Below are 21792 nucleotides of genomic sequence, written 5' to 3'. Positions count from 1 at the left end.
AAGGTCAATTCAGGCATAATGACATTTAATCGTTTTGCGTTTATTTTGCAGGAATTTTGCATGCAATATTTTAATCTCCTTATAAAACATAATGTTGGAATATTTTTCTGATGGCTACAAAATATAAGGTGTTATGTGTCTGTTTAGGGAATATTTGTCGATCTCCAACTGCGGAAGCGATTCTCAGACATTATTGTGATGTGCATGGCCTAAATGTCACGGTCGACTCTGCTGGGACCAGTAATTACCATCCGAACAAAGCACCAGACCTACGTAGTCAAAAACATGCTGCAAAACGTGGTTATGATTTATCTACCTTACGTGCTAGACAGATTGTTTTAGCAGATTTTGTTGAATTCGACTTGATTTTAGCAATGGACCATGAAAACTTTGATGATATTCAAACACTCATGTCTCAGGCTGTGCAACAGTTCGGTACACATCAGATTCGCGCCAAGTTAGCATTGATGAGTGAACATGATCCTCAATTTAGTCAACAAGCGGTGCCTGATCCATACTATGGTGGTGCAGATGGATTTGATCGAGTACTTGATCAGTGTGAATCCAGCAGCCAAGCGTGGGTCGATATTTTTAAAAATCAAATGAAAGCAGGGCAATAGGATTTAATTTAATATGCAGCTACAAGCGCAGGTTCAGCTTAAAAACTTAAATACATTAAATTTGAATGCGATTGCTTCACATTATGTACAAATCAATCATCCAGATGACGTCCTTGCGGCATTAGAATTTGCGGAGCAGCAGCATTTAAACGTTTTGGTACTTTCGGGTGGCAGTAATGTTTTATTGCCACAGCAAGTACAAGCCTTGGTGATGCATTTAAATATTCAGGGAATTGAAGTTCTTTCTGAAGATGAAAATACTATTACGGTTAAGGTGGGTGCTGGGCAAGTCTGGCATGACTTTGTTTTATATAGCACGCAACAGCAATGGTTTGGATTGCAAAATCTTGCTTTGATACCGGGGTTAGTCGGTGCTTCACCTGTCCAGAATATTGGTGCCTATGGCGTTGAAGCGGGTGAGTTTATTGAATCGGTACAAGTTTATGATCGTGAACTAAAACAGTTTGATTCGATCTCTGCGCAAGATTGCCATTTTGCTTATCGCCATAGTATTTTCAAAGATCACCCCAATCGTTACATCATTGTCAGTGTGACTTTTAAACTATTGAAACAAGCTGAACTTAAACTGAATTATGGTGATCTGAAGCAAGCAGTAGGCGATGAACTGACCGCAGAAAACTTACAGAATCAGGTGATACACATTCGCCAAAGTAAATTGCCAGACCCGAAAGAATTTCCAAATGTTGGAAGCTTTTTTAAGAATCCAATTTTGGCACAAGTTGAATTTGATAAAATTACTCAACAATTTCCAAACATTCCGCATTATCCGCAGGCAAATAGCAGTGTTAAAGTGGCTGCAGGCTGGTTAATTGATCAAGCAGGTTGGAAGGGTAAGCAATTAGGCTCAGTTGGGATGTTTCATAAACAAGCTTTGGTTTTGGTGAATTATGCTGAGGCGACTCTAGCGGATGTACAAAGCACTTATCAGGCTGTACAAAGTGATGTAAAACAAAAGTTTAGTATTCTATTGGAACCTGAACCTGTGTTATACAGTGAACAAGGTTTGATTCAAGCGCATAGTGGGTGAAGAAATCTATGGCGAAAGTACATTGGATGGTCAGTTTAGTACGGGTAATTACTATATTATTCGTGCTATTAGGCTGTTTTGTACTTTTTTTATATTCACCTTTTTACTCACAGTTTGTTGTAAAAGGTTTGAATCGTTTTGTCCCTGTCGATGTCAATGAGGTGGCGGCACAAAGTCAACGACCAGCAGCCTTAAGTGAACATGAAACGCTTGAGCCAGGTTCGAATTTATGGATTGCTCGTCAGGCTTATTTGAAGCTTATGGAAAAAACCTTTCAATCTGAAAAATCAGAGGATTTAAGGTTAATTCAAGCGCGTTATAAATTGCTGCAAGAATTGATTGCTGAAGAGCAAGAAAAAGAAAACCAAGATGAGAAAAAGCAACCGAATATTCCATTAATGAGTGAACAGCAGCCTGATCAGGATCTGGAGAGTTCTGCAGTTGTGATCAATACGCCATTGGACTTTTTACAATGGAATACACCAGATAATCAGGCACTTATGGGGAAGTATATTGCCTTTTTAGAAACTTATCCGATCGCATTGCCTGTGAGCGAGGATGACAAAGATCAGACCAATAAAGATTTGATTGAACTCAAAAAAAACAAAGATAGTGCGGCCGAGCAACAAAGTATTTCGCAGCCGAATGCAATTGTCGTATTGGGTGGCGGGTTGACGCTTGGGGCAAATGGTAAAGATATTGTTGTGAATAATTACACTCGCTTGCGCTTGGAAAAAACATTACAAGTCGAGAAGAAATATGCATTACCAATCGTACTGAGTGGTGTTGAAGCACCCTACATGCAAGCATGGTTAAAAGAACGTGGTGTTGAAGCGAAGCTACTTGAGAATCGCAGTATGAATACTTGTGAAAACTCTCGATTCAGTTCTTTATTGCTGCAAAAGAAAGGCGGAGCACCAACAGTGATCCTCATTACTGATGAATACCACATGCCGCGTACTCGTCGTTTGTTTGCCTTGAATGGAATTGAAACGATTCCTGTGGTTGCTCCGATGCCAACAAAGTTAACCGAATGGCGTCCAAGTGAACAAAACTATGATCATAGCCGTCGTGCCAACTACGAAATGTTGGCAACAATACGTGATATGTTATTTGGCTCAAGTGATTGTCGAGAGATACCATAATGTCTGATCTTCCATTTTTAAATCCGACAATTTTAAAACAATTAGATTTACCTGTACCCAATCGAGAGACAACACCACAGGTGCTTGAACCTTTGGACTTATCTAATGTCACTGAAATCTCGAAACCATTACAAGCCTATCGTAAATTATATGGTTTACATTTATTGGATTGTGAGCATTGGCAGGGTTATGTAGAAATGCCATTGTTTCGTTTACATGTCCAAGTATTTCAGCCCAAACAACAAAAAATCCAAGGTACCGTATGTTTGCTACATGGTTATTTGGAACATAGTGGTATTTACCAACCGATTATTAAAGAGATTCTAGATCAGGGCTTTAGCATCGTCACTTACGATCTACCTGGACATGGTTTAAGCAATGGCTCACCAGCCAGTATTCAGAATTTTGATCATTATCAGCAAGTGTTACACGCGGTTTATGATGCAGTTCGTGGGGCGAAACAATTACCGAAGCCGTGGTTAGGGATTGGGCAAAGTACAGGTGGTGCAATTTGGATGCATCACTTACTTGAATATGCAGAGCGCAGAGAAGATCCTATTGTCGATCGGGTATTATTGTTGTCGCCATTGATCCGACCTGCGAAAACGGCATGGTGGCACAACTCGGTTGGGCTAGGCATTATTCGTCGGATTAAAAGCCAAGTGCCACGACATTTCCGTCGTAATAACCATAATCCAGAGTTTCTACGTTTTGTTCGTTTAAAAGATCCCTTGCAACCTCGAATGATGGGCATGGACTGGATTTTGGCGATGTCAAAATGGATGCTGGAAATGGAACAGCGACCAGCATGTCGTATTCCTGTGTGGCTTGCACAGGGTGCTTTAGATCAAACCGTAGATTGGCGTTATAACATTGAATATATTCGCCGTAAGTTTAGATTGCAGACTTTATTGATGCTGGAAGAAGGTTCGCATCAATTAATTAATGAACGTGCCGATATTCGTGCTGCACTGACGGGGTTAATTCCTGCTTTCCTGCATGCAAAACCAAATCACCACTATTACTAGTGGTGATTTTTATTGGCTTAAACGTTTATATTAAAACTGATTGGCATCCGCCATTTTCCACATACGATAGTAGAAATTCTCGTCATCATTTAAATCGCTATGCAGCAATTCATTTTCTTTTAAGAAGAAGTGGATCTGTGCATAGTTTTTGATTTCACGGTCATTCATACGCTGTGCCAAATGATGTGCTTTGATGTCGGATGGATGATGTAAACCTGCAGCTGCAATCATTTCAGATAAGGCGTGTAGCGTGTTTTTATGGAAATTAAACACGCGTTCAGCCTTACTCGGCACATCAATCGCTTTTTGGCGATCTTTATCCTGCGTTGCAACACCAACAGGGCATTGGTTGGTATGACAACTTTGTGCTTGGATACAACCTACCGCAAACATAAAGCCACGTGCGGAATTGACCCAATCCGCACCTAAGGCAAAGGTGCTGGCAATATCAAAGGCACTGATCATTTTACCACTGGCACCAATTTTGACTTGGCTACGAAGCCCTGCACCCACTAATGTATTGTGTACAAAGCGCAAACCTTCTCTGAGTGGCGTACCAATATAGTCACTAAACTCGATTGGCGCTGCACCAGTTCCGCCTTCAGAGCCATCAACCACCACAAAGTCAGGCACAATTTTGGTTTCGAGCATGGCTTTGACAATGCTCATAAATTGCCAAGGTTGGCCAATACATAATTTAAAGCCAACAGGTTTACCGCCTGAAAGCTCTCTAAGTTTTTGGATGAAATGCATCATTTCAATTGGGGTGTTAAAACTTGGGTGCTTAGAAGGGGAAACACAGTCATGATCTCTGGAAATACCACGAATACGGGCAATTTCTTCAGTGATTTTATGCTTAGGTAAAATACCGCCGTGACCTGGTTTTGCCCCTTGTGAGAGCTTGACCTCAATCATTTTAATATTCGGATTTTTGGCTTGCTGTGCAAACTTGTCTGGATCAAATAAGCCTTCAGCTGTACGGCAACCAAAATAACCACTAGCAATTTGCCAGACAATATCGCCACCATGCTCTAAATGGTAGGGGCTGAGACTACCTTCACCGGTATCGTGGTAGAAGTTGCCTAAATGTGCACCCTTGTTCAATGCACGGATTGCGTTAGCACTCAGGCTACCAAAACTCATTGCTGAGATATTCATGATCGATGCGCTATACGGCTGGCTACATTGCGTATTACCAATCAGCACGCGGAAAGACTCTGGGTTCGCAGGTGGGCAAGGCGCAATTGAATGCACAATAAAGCGATAGTTTGGATCATAGACATCAATGATTGAACCAAAGGGCTTATCCGCATTTTCATTTTTTGCACGTTGATAAACAAGGCTGCGTTGCATACGTGAAAAAGGCAGGGCATCTTGATCCGATTCAATGAAATATTGACGAATTTCAGGGCGAACATCTTCAAACAGAAAACGAAAATGTCCTAAAATTGGATAGTTTCTTAAGATGGCATGTTTCTTTTGCAGTAAATCGCGTAAACCAACAATGCTGAGTAATCCAGTGACTAACCAAAGACCGTTTAAAAGCGTATCGGATATAAAATAATAAATGGTATGTGGGGTATAGGTAAATTTAAACCAAGTAATGGTTAAAGCAGTAAAAATACAAAGAAACCAAACAGAATGTCTTGAAAAGAAAGTGTTAAGTAATTTATGTCTTATAGCTTGCGCTGGACTAGCCATCGGCAGGAGATTCCCATAATGAAGCAACTGACAAACGATGCCAAGAAGCTCACATAAGCTCAAGTAATGAATTGTTAGATATGAGAATTATTCTCTTATAAGCCTACTTATTTGATTCTTTATTGGAAAGTAACTTTCCTGTTTACAGCGGAAGAATGACTTGAATCCATGTTCCTAACACGATTACTATCTTGAATATTGGTAATTTTCATAAATATAGATGTACTGTATTCGAAAAGAAATTGGCTACATACAGGTTTTGGGACTTAAAAATGAATAAAAAAGGTTCATCAATTACTCGGGTTTTAGACATTATTGAGGCAATTTCAACTGCAAAACATCCACCATCACCTTTAGACCTTTCAGTAGAGTTGGATATCCCAAAGCCAAGTATCCATCGTTTATTGCAAACTTTAGAACAAGAAAAGTTTGTGAAGACGGATATGTATGGTGGTTATATTTTAGGTGATCGCACCTATAAGCTGCTGATGAATGCTTGGGAGCAGGAACCTCGAAAGATGGAACGCTTGGCAATCCTGCAAAAACTATCTGATCAGATTAATGAAACCTGTGGTATCGCAATACTCAGTGATAATCAAATGCTCTACACCGACAGGGTTCAGGCGAATTGGCCGCTACAGGTTTATTTACCCGTTGGTGCGACAGTACCTTTGTGGTGTACATCGAGTGGAAAATTATTTTTAAGTTTTCAGCCTGTGAATCGTAGGAAAAATATATTAGAACATCTCCCGATTGTGCAACTCACCAAAAATACCATTACCGATCCAGTATTACTTGAAGAAAATCTAGAGCGAATTTTTTTGAATAAACTTGGAACTGATAATGAAGAGTTTATTTCAGGTATGGTGGCGTGTTCAGTCCCGATTCAAAGAGCAGGTACCATTGTCGCATGCCTATATGTGCATGCACCCACAATAAGAAAGTCTCTTGAAGATCTAGTGGCTTATGAGCCTTTGTTACGTCAGGCGGCAAGTGATTTAAATAAACTGATCGATGTATAAAAAGAGTGAGCTGAATGCTCACTCTTTTCTAGTGAGTAAATAAATTAGTTGAGTGTCGGCATTGAAAATTGAGCGCCTTCACGAACATTGGTACTCGGCCAGCGTTGAGTAATGGTTTTACGACGCGTATAGAAACGAGCACCATCTGGTCCGTAGGCATGTAAATCACCAAACAGCGAACGCTTCCAACCGCCAAAACTATGATAAGCCACAGGCACTGGAAGTGGGATATTAATGCCGACCATTCCCACTTTAATATTATTGCTAAAATAGCGTGCGGCTTCTCCATCACGGGTATAAATACAGGTGCCGTTTCCATATTCATGATTGTCGATCAGGTCCATTGCCTCCTGCATGGTTTTTACACGGATGACTTGCAGTACGGGACCAAAGATCTCTTCTTTATAGCTGGTCATATTTGGTGTTACTTGATCAATTAGCGTTGCACCAACATAAAAACCATTTTCATAGCCTTCAGGCGCTGCATTTCGACCATCGACAATCACGCTGGCGCCTTGTTGTTCTGCACTATCAATATAGTTGACTACTTTGGCTTTATGTTGCGCCGTAATCACTGGACCAAAATCATTGTCTTTATTGGAATATGGACCATATTTGAGCAAATCGATTTCTTTGGATAATTTTGCAATCATTTGATCGGCAATGTCATCACCTACCGCGACTGCGACTGAAAGTGCCATGCAGCGTTCGCCAGATGAACCAAATGCTGCACCTAATAAAGAGCTGACTACATTATCTAAATCTGCATCGGGCATTACAATGGCATGGTTTTTTGCGCCCCCCAGTGCCTGACAGCGTTTACCTGCCGCAGTCGCGGTTTTATAGATATATTCTGCAATCGGTGTAGAACCGACAAAACTAACCGCTTGAACACGCGGATCATGTAGTAGGGTATCGACTGCTTCTTTATCTCCATTCACAACATTTAATACACCATCAGGAAGCCCTGCTTCTTTAAGCAGTTGAGCGATAAATAAAGTGGAGGATGGATCACGCTCGGAAGGTTTAAGCACGAAAGTATTTCCACACACAATGGCCATTGGGAACATCCACAATGGAACCATAACTGGAAAGTTAAATGGGGTAATCCCTGCAACAACCCCTAAAGGTTGAAACTCGCTCCATGAGTCGATTGCAGGTCCGACATTCTTACTAAATTCACCTTTTAAAAATTCGGGGGCACTACAAGCATACTCAACATTTTCGATGCCACGTTGTAATTCTCCTGCGGCATCATGTCCAATTTTGCCATGCTCTTCACCAATCAGTTGGCAGATTTTTTCAGCATTGTTTTCCAGCAATTCCTTAAATTTAAACATGACGCGAGCCCGTTTGATCACTGGGGTATTGCGCCACTCTGGGAAAGCCGCTTCTGCCGCTGCAACCGCTTCCTCCACGGTTGCTTTGCTGGCAAGTGCGACTTCTTTTGTTTGTATGCCTAATGAAGGGTTATAGACGGCTTGCGTACGTGTATGTGCTGTATTGATTGCACCCTGAATAAAATGTCCAATGAGTTCCATGTGAATTTATCCTCTGTTATAAAAAATGAAAGATTTTTATGCTGACCAAAGTTGTTGATACAAGCTGACCATTTGCTCAAGCGTCGGCACGATAGGGTTATTGGATGGTGAACCCGAGGCCAGTGCTTGCTCAGCCATGGTCTGAACGACCTCATCAAAATATGGTTTGTCGACCCCGAACTCAGCTAATGTGGGGACTTTCAAATCTTGATTAATCGCGATTAAGGTTTTGATGAGCTTTTGATTGGAGACCTCAATCGGATCATCTGCATGTGCACAACCTATTGCCTTGGCACAATCGGCATAGCGTTCTGGTGCTGCCTGAATAGAAAACTCTGTGATAAGAGGAAGCAGCATTGCATTAGATAAGCCATGCGGAACATGAAAGAAAGCACCAATGGGTCGGCTCATACCATGCACCAGTGCAACAGAGGCGTTTGAAAAAGCGATACCTGCCAAAGTAGAGCCAAGCATCATTTTTTCACGTGCTCGTTCATTGTTGGGTTGGTGATAAACGATCTGTAAATTTGGACCAATCAGTTTCATCGCTGCAAGCGCTTGTGCATCGCTATATGGGCTGGCTTTCTTGCTGACATAAGCTTCGATGGCATGGGTAAGTGCATCAATACCTGTATCTGCGGTGGTACGTGGAGGCAGAGATAGGGTGAGTTCGTAGTCGATAATCGCCGCGATTGGTAGAAAACCGAGCCCAGCACACAGCATTTTCTCACTGGTTTTATCATTGGTAATAATGGTAAAACGCGTGCATTCGGAGCCTGTTCCTGCGGTGGTTGGAATGGCAATGATGGGCAGACCTAGCTCATTGACTTGTCTAGGGAATTTATAATCAGAGATGTCACCGCCGTGTTTGCTTAAAATACTAATCGCTTTGGCACTATCGATTGGGCTGCCACCACCAATCGCAATAATCGCATCATACTGCTGCGCCTGAATATATTTCACACCTGCTTCTATGGAGCTAGAGGTCGGCTCTGGAATGGTTTCATCAAAATAGTCACTGTCTATATGTGCTGCTTTTAACAGGTCTTGAATTTTCTTGATATACCCAAGTGAAACCATCATTTTATCGGTAATAATCAGTGGCTTGCTTGCGCCTAAGCTTTCTAGAATCATTGGAAGCTTAGCTCTCGCATTTTTTCCAATTTCCATAATCCTTGGAAGGTGTGTTGAAAATGACATTTTTAATTCTCCGTATTAAAGTCAAAATTGATTGTTTTTAAAATGAACCGAATATTGTTCCCAATGTGATCACGCCACTTAGCGCAATCAATGGAATGATGACGGCGACAATGAACATGTCGTAATAAGATTGTTTATGGGTTAAACCACACAGGGTAATGATGGTAATCACAGCACCATTGTGAGGAAGTGAATCCAGTGCACCGGAAGCCATAGAGGCAACTCGATGCATCAGTTCCAATGAAATGCCATGTTGGAAGGCCAAATCCTTATAGGTTTCTCCCATTGTATTCAGCGCAATACTCAAACCACCCGAAGCAGAACCCGTGATACCTGCTAATACATTGATCACGATTGCTTCTGAAATGAGTGGGTTGTTGGGAGCAATGCCGACAAGAAAGTCTCGTAAAATAATAAAGCCTGCCAAAGACGCAATCACTGAGCCATAACCGACTTCTGAGGCGGTATTAAAAATAGGTAAAAAAGATGAGGAAACACCTTGTTGAATTGAGTTTTTGATATCAACAATAGACTTCCAGTTGAGAACAATGATACTTAAACAAGCCAAAACCAAGGCGCATATGATTGCCCATAATCCAATCACTGAATTAAGTGAGGTATTCCCAAATTGATCCGTTGCTAAATAGGCGGTATCCAGTGAAGGTAAGATCAGTTTAGTGAGGACTAAGTTGCTCACAATCACTATGAAAATTGGAATAAACGCGACCATAAGACTTGGTTTTGCACTCGTTGGATTTTGTTCAAGATGACTTTCGAGATGGTTGCCATATCCTTCGAGACTTAAATCCGCTTTTTTAACTCGCCGATTGAGCCACCACATGCCTGTGATCAAGATAAAGATAGATGCTAAAACACCTAAACCAGGTGCAGCATAGAGATCAGTATCAAAAAAAGGCATTGGAATTGCATTCTGAATTGCGGGTGTGCCTGGTAATGCGGTCATGGTAAAGGTGAGTGCACCTAGCATAATCGCTGCGGGGATCAGGCGTTTAGGAATGCCGAGTTCTTTAAATAATGCCGAAGCAATCGGAAAAACTGCAAAACCGACAACAAAAAGTGAAACGCCTCCATAGGTTAAAATTGCACAAGACAGCACGATCGAAAGCATCGCTCTATGATGACCAAGCTTTTCAACAAAGAAATTGGCAATGGTTTGTGCAGAGCCAGAATCTTCCATTAATTTTCCAAATACCGCACCTAGTAAAAATAGAGGGAAGTATTTGATGATATAACCGCCTAAACCTGTCATAAACACTTGGGAATAAAACCCAAGTAGTTGGTCGCTGAGACCGCTCCATGCGACAGCAAATAATGCCAGTAAGGGTGCAAGTACGATTACGCTAAATCCTTTATATGCTAAATACATCAACAATATTAAGGACAAGACTATTCCAATTAGTCCTACCATTTTATACACCTGTTTTTGTAGTTTTGTATAATGATACGAAACGTATCATTATTAATGTATATAATTTAATCTAACTGAAGTCAAGCGTCGAAATTAGTCTGAAGTAATTGGAAGGTTGGTCGATTCTATAAAAATAACTTTCGGGAGATGATGAATAGCAAACTTAGAAAAAGATTAAAATGAACGGATCATGTTTCTTTGGTGAATTTTAGACTGCATGCGGTTTTTTTCTGAAAAAAGACATTAAAAACAAAGTCCGATAAGCAAATTTTTAAGGAACCGTGTTTTAAAACTAAGAGTAAAAGAGAGTGATCAAGACCTTCGTGCTGATATGATCTAATTCAATATTTATTATTCACCCCACAACTTTTAATTGTTGTTTTGGTGGGGTGTTATGCTTTATGAAAGAATGTAGGAAAAGGTATTTCTCAAGGCAAAAAAATTACTCTAGCTCAAGCTGATAGTCATCTTTGGTGACTTTTATTTTAATCTTTTTATACTTTCTTTTATTCGGGTTCAAAGCCGAGTCAGTGACCTCAGTGGCAAAACTCGAATTTCCCATCAAGTCATAATAGGCCTTATAACCAATTAAGATCTTTTGTGGTCTACCACTATGCTCATGACTATAGCTTTCAATGAGTTGAGTTAACTGTTCTAAAATCGAAGTTTGCGTCATGTCTATCTCATTCGCCTACGTAGCTCATAGGTTTAAGCTAATCGAACTTTGTTAAGGAAATAAGACAGGCAGTCTACTCACAATACATTTATTCCTATCAGCTTGAGACCATGGTCTGATTTAGAGATATCGCCAATTATTCTTTAATAGCGACCTTTATTGGCAGAGCCAAATAGTAATAAAATTACACATAACATAATTGAATTATGTATTGCATAAATTTGGACTTTCTTGTAGCATGAATTTATAGCTGAGAGCCAAGATCAAGAATCATGATTTCTTCATTTGGCTGACTTATGGACGGAAAGGGCTTTAACACGGATGCTTTTACATACTTATAAAAACACCTGTCGCCTTTTCTGATAACGCATGTATAGGTTGATGCTTTTAGATAGCGATTAAGCAATTGAAGAATAAGACCTATACAGAGCATTAAACGGATGAATTTATCTAAATAAGGGAAACTAGATGGACATTTTAGATAACCCATTAGAACTATGTGGTTTTGCTTTTATTGAATTTGTTTCGACGGAAAACGGATTAGATCAGATCTTTGAGACCATCGGTTTTTCTAAAGTCGCAAAGCATAAGTCTAAAAAAGTTTATTTATGGCGTCAGGGTAATATCAACATTATCTTGAACTACCAGCCTGAATCTTATGCTTCATTCTTCTTTAAAGAACATGGTCCTTCAGCCTGTGCAATGGGTTTCAGAACTCGTGATGCAGCCAAAGCATTTAGCAAAGCCGTGGAGCTTGGTGCAGAGCCAATATATTCACAAGCTGGGCCAATGGAATTAAATATCCCTGCGATTAAAGGGATTGGTGGCATGCCAATTTTCCTTGTGGACCGTGATATCTATGAAAATGACTTCGTTTTCTTTGATGATGCAGATAGAAATCCAAAAGGTGCAGGCCTGAACGAAATCGACCATTTAACCCATAACGTCTATAAAGGACGTATGGAGTATTGGGCGAACTTCTACGAAAAAATCTTTAACTTCCAAGAAATCCGTTACTTTGATATCAAAGGCGAATATACAGGCTTAACCTCTAAAGCCTTGACTGCGCCAGATGGCATGATTCGTATTCCATTGAATGAAGATTCAGACAAGGGCAACGGTCAAATTGCAGAGTTCTTGGCAGATTTCAATGGTGAAGGCATTCAGCATATCGCATTTATTACCGATGACCTGCTTTCAACATGGGACAAGTTAAAGGGGATCGGCATGCAGTTTATGACCGCACCACCTGAAACCTACTATGAAATGCTGAAAGAGCGTTTACCTAATCATGGCGAGCCAACGGAAGAACTGCAAAAACGCGGTATCTTGTTGGATGGCAATACCAAAGATGGTCAGAAAAAACTGTTGTTGCAGATTTTCTCGCAAAATATGCTTGGGCCTGTGTTCTTTGAATTTATTCAACGTAAAGATGATGATGGTTTTGGTGAAGGCAACTTCAAGGCATTGTTTGAATCCATCGAACGTGACCAGATCCGCCGTGGTGTACTAGAAGCAAAATAATTCAGCTCAACGCTTGAAACAAAAAAGCCAAGAAGTTCGCTTCTTGGCTTTTTTATGTGGATGAAAAATTAACGGGTTTGAATATATTGATTGATTGCTGCAACTTCACGTTTAAACAGTTCTAAGTTTTCGCTGCCTTCATGAACCGAGAAAAACATTTCACTGTCCAATGCCACAATACAAAACTCCATTGAATGATGCGCATTAAAGATCGGTAGACCAACGGCATTGATCCCGACCAAAAGATCACCCTGAGCAATCGACATGCCGTGTTGCAGGACGTTTTCTTTGAGTAATAAAAACTCGTCCCAATTGGTCGGTTTAATCGGGTAATGGTTATGTGCTGCTTTTTCCCATTCCGCCTGCATCAACGGCTTAATCACGGCTTCAGGCATATAAGAGGCAAACACACGACCCGCTGCGGAATTGACCAATGGCATGATCGAACCAACCTTGGTCACGATTGAAATTGGATGGTTGGATTCAATCGATTGAACCACTAAAGGCCCTTTGGGCGACCATTTACTGATTTGAATACCACAGCCAATCTTGTTTTGTAATTCATAAATCAGGTGCTGAACCAGCTGTAATACATCGGTATGCTGGATACAGTTCAAGCCTAAACGCCATGCTTGATCGCCTAAGGCGTACTGACCATCGGTGAGCTGCTTGGCGTAATTCATGCGAATCAGACTGACCAGATAACGGTGTACCTTGGCAGGGTGCATATCCAGTTTGCTGGATAGGTCTTTTAATATAATGGGCTTGTTATGCTCTAAAAGGGCATTGAGTACCGCTAAACCGACCTCAAGTGATTGAACCCCACCAGATAACTTTTCTTCAATCATTCAATAACCCTTAAGCTGCGTGCTTTCACGCCGTGTTTGTTGCTGTCAATCATGGACAATTTACATCCAGCACATAATGCCTGAGCAGTTGGCAAAATAGAAATCATCTTTTTAAATGAATCAAATCGGTGAATTGCATAAGCATACAATTGTTTTTAGAGAGATTGCACGCTATTTTGTTGAGCCTACTATGCCTTAAAAACATACAAAATGCTTTAAATTTAGACCATAAAAAAAGGCATTAACATTTTACAATGCTAATGCCAAATTCATGGAACTGGATTTATGCACCGAGTTCATCTTCGTGTAAGAAATGAGTATGGTGTGGTGCACGTTTGGTACGACTCCACTCATCCAGCATTTCTAATTTCATTTCTTCGGTAATGCGTGCAATCTTGGCATCGGCATGGACATCATTATAGGTCAGTTCCAGACGATGACCATTTGGATCGAAGAAGTAAATCGAATGGAAGATACCATGGTTGGTCACCCCTAATACCTTCACGTCATTGGCTTCGAGATGTGCTTTTGCTGCCATCAGTGCATCTAAATCCTCTACTTCAAAAGCAATATGTTGTACCCATTGCGGTGTATTTTCATCACGGCCCATATCTGGTTGCGTCGGCAGTTCAAAAAATGCCAATACATTGCCTTGGCCCGCGTCTAGAAACAAATGCATATACGGGTCAAAGGCTTTGGTGGATGGCACATGGTCTTCTGCAAATGCCAAAATGAAATCCATATGCAGCATTTTTTTGTACCATTCGACGGTTTCTTTCGCATCTTTACAGCGATAAGCCACATGATGAATTTTTTTAATTGCAAAGCTCATGATAAAACTCCTTTTATCTCTATTCCCAATCTGGTTGTTGTTCTGGGGTCGCATTCAAGAATGCGGGAAGGGTTAAGCAATGTTGGTAGATCGACTCAATCTTGGGAAAAGCACTTAAATCGATTTTAAAGCGCTTGGCGTTATAGACTTGAGGAATCAAACAGCAGTCGGCAAAAGTCGGCTGTGGGCCAAAACAGAATTGCCCATTGGAATGCTGTAATTGCATTTCTAAGCTGTGAAAGCCTTCTAAAATCCAATGTCGGTACCACAGTGTTTTTTGCTCGTTACTGATCGCAAGATCGTTTTGCAGGTACTTCAACACTCTCAAGTTATTGATTGGATGAATGTCACAGGCAATGCTTTGTGCAAAGGCGCGGACTTTGGCGCGTTCCACTAGATCTTTAGGTAACAGTGCTTTGGCTGGATAGCATTCTTCCAGATATTCCAAAATGCTGAGTGACTGGGTAAAGGTCTGATCTTGGTCAAGTAGTGTTGGCACCAACTGGCTTGGATTGAGGGCACGATAACTTGCCAGTTGCTGCTCATTTTTAACGAGATGCACTGCTTCAGTTTCATAGGGCAATGCTTTCAGGTTGAGTGCAATACGTACCCGATAGGCCGCAGAGCTACGAAAGTAACTATACAGTTTCATAACGCTCGTCCTTTTGTTGATTAAAACGAAAGTGACGTGCTGGTAAAATGGTATTGGCAACTTCACCAAAGCCCACGCGAATCCCATCTTTTTCACAGTAGCCTTTCATCACGACACGGTCACCATCTTCCAAGAAACCTCGCTTTTCGCCGTTGGAAAGGTTGAGCGGTTTGGTGGTATTCCAAGTCAGTTCCAGTAAGCTGCCATAAGAATCTTCAGTTGGGCCTGAAATTGTGCCTGAACCCATTAAATCGCCGACTTGTACATTACAGCCTGCAATGGTGTGGTGAGTCAGTTGCTGTGACATTGACCAATACATGTATTTGAAGTTGGTTTGGCAAATCACATCGGCTTGTTCTGATTGAGGTGTTTGCACTTCAACACTGAGGTGAATGTCATAGCTATTTGTAGTGTTTTCTTGTAGATAGCCCAATGGTTTTGGTTGTTGCTCTGGACCTTTGACTTTAAATGGTTCAAGCGCTTCCATGGTCACCACCCATGGTGAAATGGCACTAGCAAAAGTTTTGGCATTGAATGGGCCTAAAGGCACATATTCCCATTGTTGAATATCACGAGCTGACCAATCATTCAGCAACACCATGCCAAAGATATGTTCCCATGCGTTTTCAATGGCAATCGGTTCACCCAATTCAGTTGCTTTACCCACGACAAAAGCGGTTTCGAGTTCAAAGTCGAGTTTACGTGTCGCCGAGAACACAGGGCGCTCTTCATTGGGTAATTTGATTTGTCCTGAAGGGCGCACAATATCTTTACCACTTACAATCACAGAACTGGCACGTCCGTTATAGCCTACAGGAAGTTCGCTCCAGTTCGGCAATAGCGCATTTTTAGGATCTCTAAACATGGTACCGACATTGGTGGCATGTTCTTTAGATGAATAGAAGTCGGTATAGCCAGGAACATGAATTGGCAAATGCAAAACCACATCTTCTTGTTTAAACATCACTTGCTGACGTAAATCGGCATGATCACGTAAGGTCGGGTTTTCTGCGGACAATAAGCTTTGCAAAGTGCTGCGAACCGTATGCCAATTCTGTTTGCCAGTTTCAATAAATTTATTCAGTGTTGGCTGATTAAAGCAGTTTGCTGTCGTGAGCTGTAATAAGCCTTTTTGCTCTAATGCGGCAAGGTCAAGCACCCATTCACCAATTGCAACGCCAACGCGCTTTTCAGCTTGTGCGGTCTCGCTAAAAATACCGTATGGCAAATTATGTATTGTGAAATCTGATTGGGCATCAATCTCAAGAAAAGAAGTTAAATGATGTGCCATGATTCGCTTTCCTTGTCTTTAATTCTGTCGGTCTAATCTGGTTATTTAGGGAGTGTTTTGATTAAGCGATTGAAAGATAAAATGATGTATAGGTTTTTATCGGTCAATTCTAGTTTGCTTAGAGCAAAAATCCCTGTGTCTTAATTTCTATCATACTTAAAATAATTAATTACGCAATACATAATTTAATTACATTATTCATAATATTTGTTATTTATTGAATTTTCTGTTTATATGCGCGGTTATTCGAAAAGTGAATTAATTATTTTTCGGGTTAGATATAGGCATTTGTGATTAACTTATGATATACGTAATTTTAGACAGAAAAATTACGCGACACGGATGAGAATAATCATATGTCAAAACAGGAGCAAGGAAACCTGAACCCAGGTTTAAGCAATCGGCATATCCAGCTTATTGCGCTAGGTGGTGCGATTGGCACAGGTTTGTTTCTAGGTATCTCACAATCGATTAAGCTGGCTGGCCCATCGGTCATTCTGGGTTATGCGATTGCAGGGCTCATTGCATTTTTAATGATGCGACAGTTAGGTGAAATGGTGGTACAAGAGCCAGTCAGTGGTTCGTTTAGCCATTTTGCTTATAAATACTGGGGCTCATTTGCAGGTTTCATGTCAGGTTGGAACTATTGGGTACTCAATGTTCTGGTCTGTATGGCTGAGCTCACGGCGATTGGGTTATATATTCAATATTGGTGGCCTGAAATCCCGACATGGGTTTCGGCATTGGCCTTTTTTATCTTAATTAACGGTATCAACCTTTTGCATGTCAAGTTTTTTGGTGAAATGGAGTTTTGGTTCTCTATCATCAAAATTTTAGCAATCTTGGCCATGATTGGTTTTGGTTCGTATTTACTTGCAACAGGAACGGCAGGGCCACAGGCTGGTATCAGTAACCTTTGGGCATTGGGTGGATTCTTTCCATTTGGTGTAGAAGGTCTAGTGATGGCCATGGCAGTGATCATTTTCGCCTTTGGTGGAATTGAGTTATTTGGTATCACTGCGGCAGAAGCACGTGATCCTGATAAAACCTTGCCGAAAGCAGTAAATCAAATTATCTATCGTATTTTGATTTTCTATATTGCAACGCTTTTCATCTTATTCGCGCTGTTCCCTTGGAACCAAATGGCGCAAGGTGGTAGCCCATTTGTGATGGTCTTTGCATCATTAGATAGCCAAGGCGTGGCAACAATGTTGAACTTTGTGATCTTGACTGCGGCTGTATCTGTTTATAACGGAACCAGCTATTGCAGTAGCCGTATGTTATTGGGCTTGGCTCAACAAGGTAATGCACCTAAGTTCCTTAAGAAAATCAATAAACGTGGTATTCCGACCAATGCTGTTTATGTATCTGCATTCGTCACTGTACTGTGTGTGTTGTTGAACTATGCATTTCCTGAGAAAGCATTTGGTTTGTTAATGATGCTGGTGGTTGCTGCGATTGTGATTAACTGGGTGGTGATTTCATGGACGCATTTAAAGTTCCGTAAAGCCATGCAAGCACAAGGGTTAACCACCAAGTTCCCAAGTATTGCTTATCCATTCAGTAATTATCTATGCATTATTTTTATGCTTAGTATTCTTGTGGTGATGTCATTGACTGCAGATATGCGGATCGCAGTCATGATGATTCCTGCATGGATTCTGTGTTTGATGCTGGCGTATTATGTAAAGCAACGTAAGTTAAGAAATGCTCAACCGAGTGTGGCGTTGAATACAGATGCTTAAGTTGTAAATTGATCGTTAAAAAGGGCTGAAAATTCAGCCCTTTTGTTTTTATGTTGGGCAAATTATTTTGAATGAGAAAAACTCATGCATCTATTTGTTTTTCTCACTTTTTATCGATTGTGATTTATGAGACTTTATCGAAATTAAAAAAATGAAATAATTTATGACTTGGATAATAAGTTAATTGAGTGACATCACAAGGAAGTCCGTTTGAACCTTTAGCCACCTTTACTTGAACAAGGTGGTTAACACAACTGTTCGACATCGACATAGAGGACAAATAAGGAGCGTCCATGAGAATTAAACCATTGCCACCCATGAACAGTTTGATTGTATTTGAGGCAGCAGCACGCCATCTGAGTTTTACGCAGGCTGCGAATGAACTGAATGTGACTCAAGGTGCAATAAGTCGCCAGATTAGGCAACTCGAAGAGTATCTAGGGAAGGAGTTATTTGTCCGTGCCAATCGCAATCTTGTTTTAACGCCCACAGGCTTACAATATTATCAAACGATATACAGTGCTTTACAGGATGTGTCTCAGGCAACAGCCGAAATTAAAAAATGGCAGGGTGAGCATCAGGTGACTGTTGTTACAACCAATGCTATGGCAGCCTTGTGGTTATTACCCAAAGTGGCGAGTTTTCAACAAAATGAAGGCATTGATTTAAGAATATTAACCACTGAGAATATTCTTGACCTGCATAAAATGGATTGTGACCTAGCTTTATTTTATTGCAAAGTACCACCAATCGAGATGAAAGTGACACCTTTATTCCCTGAAGAAGTTTTTCCTGTTTGTAGTCCTGCTTATCTTGCTCAATTTCAGGATAAAAGCCCTGAAAATATCTTTGGAAAGAGTTTATTGTCTTTGGATGAATCGCAAAAGGATTGGGTAAATTGGGCTGAATGGTTTGCTTTGGTGGGATATCCGATGTTCAAGCCCAAAAGCAGAGTCAATATTAATAATTACCCATTACTCATTCAGGCTGCTGTTAATGGGCAGGGTGTAGCTTTGGCATGGGGTTCTCTAGTCGATGATTATTTAGAAAGTGGGGCATTGGTTCGTCCTGTTGAAACCGTATTACGCACCCAAGCGAATTTCTGTATGTTAGAACCTACTGATCGAGGGGTTATTCCTTATACAGTCAAACAGTTCCGTCATTGGCTTTTAGAGCAGTTGCCAGGGCAAGTTGGGCAGAAAGGTTTGAATGAGCTGTTAATGGACTAGCAATATATTTAAGCGAAAACAGCTTTTCCAGCTTATGCTATAAAAAAGAGAACCGCTTAAAAAGCGGTTCTCTTTTTTATATGTAGATTCCATAAAGTTAAATTTTGGTTTCACTTTCAGGATGCTTTGGCACAACACCAATATTAGAAATGTCTTCCTGTTTAAATGCCTTCATTAAGGCAAACATTGAAATAGTAAGGAAAACGATAATTGGAAAGCCAAACAGAATAACAGCGGCTTGAATTGTTTTTAGTCCACCTGCATAGAGTAAACCTAGACTAATTGCGGTAACGAATAGACACCAAATGATTCGAATACGAATAGGTGTATCCTTTTCGGAACGCGTATCTAGAAAACACAATACATGGGTACCCGCATCTTGAGAAGTAACGAGATAGGTAATCAGTAATAGACAGGTCGCCATACTGAGGATTGATCCTAATAATCCACTATCTATGGCATTAAATAATTCAAATACAGCCAGCGTATTATCTTGTTGAGTTGCTTTTACAATTGGTCCACCCTTAAATTCAACAGTAGCAGGTGTGATTGCTGCTGATGCTTGAGATGCAATCGTATCCGCAGATGGCGCGATTTGATTTTCAATCAATGCGGTTTGTTGTTCAAAACTTTTACGGGCATCTTGTTCAATTTTGAGGGCAGAACCACCAAATACTGCAAACCAAAAGAAAGTCACTAAAGTTGGAACAATCAGCACACCTGAAATGAGTTGGCGAATGGTACGTCCTTTAGAAATTTTGGCAATAAACATTCCTACAAACGGCGCCCATGTCGGCCACCATAACCAGTAGAAAGCGGTCCACCAATTTTGCCATTCTGAATCTTTTTGGGCGTCACTCCATAAACTCATCCCAATAAAGTGCGATGTATAGTTGCCAATGCCTTCGATATATGAATTGGTGATATAGCGTGCAGGGCCGATAAACATCAGAATCAAAATGAGCAAGATGGATAAGATAATATTAACTTCTGAAAGACGGCGCATACCTGTGCCGATACCACGCACAACCGAGAAGGTCGCAATACTCGACAATGAAATCATGAGAATAAATTGAACAGTAACGCTGACTTCTATATCAAAAACTTTATGCAAGCCCGCATTAATCTGTAATACACCAATGGCGAGCGTTTGAGAAATGCCGAAGGTTGTAATAATAATCACAAGTATGTCAACGATATGCCCGATTGGACCATAAATACGATCACCAATGATGGGATGCAAAACTGAACGTAATGAAAAGGGCAAGCCTTTGCGAAATGAAAAATACGCAATGGCTAAAGCGGCTAAACAATAAATGGACCAGGCGTGTAAACCCCAATGAAAATAGGAAATTTGCATTGCCATACTGGCTGCTTCATCCGTTAAGCCTTTGGTAAAAGGGTTGCTTGCATAATGGTTCATCGGTTCGGCGACACCCCAAAACACCAAACCAACTCCCATAGCACAAGAAAATAGCATGGAGATCCATGCAAAATAGCTATATTCAGGTTTATCTGTATCTTTCCCGATTTTAAGTAAGCCGTATCTGCTACACATCACATACAGCAGGAAAAAGCACATTGCCGATACAGAAGACAAAATAAACCACTTCATATTGTGTAATAAAACACTGGATAGATCGGCGAATATTTTTCCCGCGGAATCTGCGAAAACAGCACAAAATATAACGAATGCAACTACAAATACTTTTGAAATTATTGAAACGACTGAATGAGAATCAGTGGCCCCTGTTGTTGTACGCATAACTCCTCCTTGGATGCGTTGCAAATAGCTAAAAACTATTAGCTATCAGATGCGAATAATACAGAGTAGTAATGAGGAGGAAGAACACTCAACTGATTTATTCTCATTCATCAGTGAGTTTTAATCATGGGAGATGATTAGCGCTCTTGCATAAGTCTTTTTTAAGCTGTAGTGAATTCGCAACGAAAGTCCCTTTTCCTTTTAAAAGGATGAGCATCGTTACGCGCAAGCGGGAGAGAATTTATATGAAGAATCCCCCTCATCCTAATAAGGAACTCTCAGCAACAATTTTTATTAATGATGGATCATTCTTCGATTTTTCAAAGAACTCTATTTTTTAATATTTAATTTGGTCATAAAAAATAAATCTGAAGAGCATGATTAAAACTCATAGATACCAAGCTAAAAAGTCGTTTGTGGGACAACCCGATATTTAACACAATCTCCAAAGAAATAGCAGAGTGTGCAAATCATCTCAGCGCAGGGAGTTCTGCAT

The 21792-nt window shown here is 40.6% G+C and carries 18 protein-coding genes; 8 read left to right on the top strand and 10 right to left on the bottom strand.

The window, feature by feature from the left end:
* The first annotated feature begins 110 nt into the window (after window positions 1-110).
* Genes F885_RS11295 through F885_RS11310 form a run of 4 tightly spaced genes read left to right on the top strand, consistent with a single transcriptional unit; the run spans window position 111 to window position 3841 of the window.
* A complete protein-coding gene (locus F885_RS11295) occupies window positions 111-620 on the top strand; it encodes a low molecular weight protein-tyrosine-phosphatase (RefSeq protein ID WP_005315951.1) in 510 nt (169 codons plus the stop codon).
* Between the two features lie 13 nt (window positions 621-633).
* Window positions 634-1668: a UDP-N-acetylmuramate dehydrogenase gene (gene murB, locus F885_RS11300; protein ID WP_005203267.1), complete on the top strand. Its 1035-nt coding sequence runs from the start codon at window positions 634-636 to the stop codon at window positions 1666-1668.
* 8 nt (window positions 1669-1676) lie between these two features.
* Window positions 1677-2813, top strand: a complete 1137-nt coding sequence (locus F885_RS11305; protein ID WP_005315948.1) for a YdcF family protein — start codon at window positions 1677-1679, stop codon at window positions 2811-2813.
* Window positions 2813-3841 carry an alpha/beta hydrolase gene (locus tag F885_RS11310; protein ID WP_005315945.1) on the top strand — a complete coding sequence of 343 codons (1029 nt, stop codon included), beginning with the start codon at window positions 2813-2815 and terminating at the stop codon, window positions 3839-3841. Before F885_RS11305 ends, F885_RS11310 begins: the two co-directional genes overlap by 1 nt.
* A 30-nt stretch (window positions 3842-3871) precedes the next feature.
* On the opposite strand, the gene F885_RS11315 is transcribed toward F885_RS11310, so the two are convergent.
* Entirely contained in the window at window positions 3872-5542 is a 1671-nt protein-coding gene (locus F885_RS11315; protein ID WP_005315943.1) for an FMN-binding glutamate synthase family protein, read from the bottom strand.
* Between the two features lie 272 nt (window positions 5543-5814).
* Between F885_RS11315 and F885_RS11320 the strand changes: the two genes are divergently transcribed.
* A complete protein-coding gene (locus F885_RS11320; RefSeq protein WP_005315942.1) occupies window positions 5815-6564 on the top strand; it encodes an IclR family transcriptional regulator in 750 nt (249 codons plus the stop codon).
* A 44-nt stretch (window positions 6565-6608) separates the two neighbouring features.
* Here the strand turns inward: F885_RS11320 and F885_RS11325 are convergent, their stop codons facing one another.
* The 4 genes from F885_RS11325 to F885_RS21105 all read right to left on the bottom strand — a co-directional run bounded on the left by F885_RS11325 (window position 6609) and on the right by F885_RS21105 (window position 11410).
* Window positions 6609-8105: a CoA-acylating methylmalonate-semialdehyde dehydrogenase gene (locus F885_RS11325; protein WP_005315939.1), complete on the bottom strand. Its 1497-nt coding sequence runs from the start codon at window positions 8103-8105 to the stop codon at window positions 6609-6611.
* Window positions 8106-8141: 36 nt separating this feature from the next.
* The gene (locus F885_RS11330) at window positions 8142-9305 is read right to left on the bottom strand and encodes an iron-containing alcohol dehydrogenase (protein ID WP_005203274.1); all 1164 of its coding nucleotides are present in this window, start codon (window positions 9303-9305) and stop codon (window positions 8142-8144) included.
* A gap of 37 nt (window positions 9306-9342) precedes the next feature.
* Complete coding sequence (locus F885_RS11335) at window positions 9343-10734, bottom strand: GntP family permease (RefSeq protein WP_005315936.1); 1392 nt, start codon at window positions 10732-10734, stop codon at window positions 9343-9345.
* Between the two features lie 442 nt (window positions 10735-11176).
* The gene (locus F885_RS21105) at window positions 11177-11410 is read right to left on the bottom strand and encodes a hypothetical protein (RefSeq protein ID WP_004653215.1); all 234 of its coding nucleotides are present in this window, start codon (window positions 11408-11410) and stop codon (window positions 11177-11179) included.
* A 468-nt stretch (window positions 11411-11878) separates the two neighbouring features.
* Here F885_RS21105 and hppD point away from each other — a divergent pair, with 468 nt between their 5' ends.
* Window positions 11879-12934, top strand: coding sequence for a 4-hydroxyphenylpyruvate dioxygenase (gene hppD / locus F885_RS11345; protein WP_005315933.1), 1056 nt, complete (start codon window positions 11879-11881; stop codon window positions 12932-12934).
* Between the two features lie 68 nt (window positions 12935-13002).
* Here the strand turns inward: hppD and F885_RS11350 are convergent, their stop codons facing one another.
* From F885_RS11350 to fahA, 4 genes are all read right to left on the bottom strand, one after another.
* The gene (locus tag F885_RS11350) at window positions 13003-13782 is read right to left on the bottom strand and encodes an IclR family transcriptional regulator (protein WP_005315929.1); all 780 of its coding nucleotides are present in this window, start codon (window positions 13780-13782) and stop codon (window positions 13003-13005) included.
* A 283-nt stretch (window positions 13783-14065) separates the two neighbouring features.
* Window positions 14066-14614 carry a VOC family protein gene (locus tag F885_RS11355; protein WP_004653219.1) on the bottom strand — a complete coding sequence of 183 codons (549 nt, stop codon included), beginning with the start codon at window positions 14612-14614 and terminating at the stop codon, window positions 14066-14068.
* A 19-nt stretch (window positions 14615-14633) separates the two neighbouring features.
* Window positions 14634-15266 (bottom strand): maleylacetoacetate isomerase, encoded by a 633-nt coding sequence (gene maiA, locus F885_RS11360; RefSeq protein WP_005315926.1) that lies wholly within the window; start codon window positions 15264-15266, stop codon window positions 14634-14636.
* Window positions 15253-16557 carry a fumarylacetoacetase gene (fahA, locus tag F885_RS11365; RefSeq protein ID WP_005315924.1) on the bottom strand — a complete coding sequence of 435 codons (1305 nt, stop codon included), beginning with the start codon at window positions 16555-16557 and terminating at the stop codon, window positions 15253-15255. Before fahA ends, maiA begins: the two co-directional genes overlap by 14 nt.
* 356 nt (window positions 16558-16913) lie before the next feature.
* Between fahA and F885_RS11370 the strand changes: the two genes are divergently transcribed.
* The gene (locus tag F885_RS11370; protein ID WP_005315922.1) at window positions 16914-18302 is read left to right on the top strand and encodes an amino acid permease; all 1389 of its coding nucleotides are present in this window, start codon (window positions 16914-16916) and stop codon (window positions 18300-18302) included.
* 293 nt (window positions 18303-18595) lie between these two features.
* On the top strand, window positions 18596-19531 hold the full coding sequence (locus F885_RS11375) for a LysR substrate-binding domain-containing protein (protein WP_005315919.1): 936 nt from the start codon (window positions 18596-18598) through the stop codon (window positions 19529-19531).
* A 97-nt stretch (window positions 19532-19628) separates the two neighbouring features.
* On the opposite strand, the gene F885_RS11380 is transcribed toward F885_RS11375, so the two are convergent.
* Window positions 19629-21296, bottom strand: a complete 1668-nt coding sequence (locus F885_RS11380; protein WP_005315918.1) for a BCCT family transporter — start codon at window positions 21294-21296, stop codon at window positions 19629-19631.
* Window positions 21297-21792: the final 496 nt, after the last annotated feature.

This window comes from Acinetobacter higginsii, assembly GCF_000369845.1.
GTDB classification, from domain to species: domain Bacteria; phylum Pseudomonadota; class Gammaproteobacteria; order Pseudomonadales; family Moraxellaceae; genus Acinetobacter; species Acinetobacter higginsii.
The sequence above is the reverse complement of the archived record's forward strand: the minus strand, read 5'-3'. Positions and strand labels throughout refer to the sequence as shown.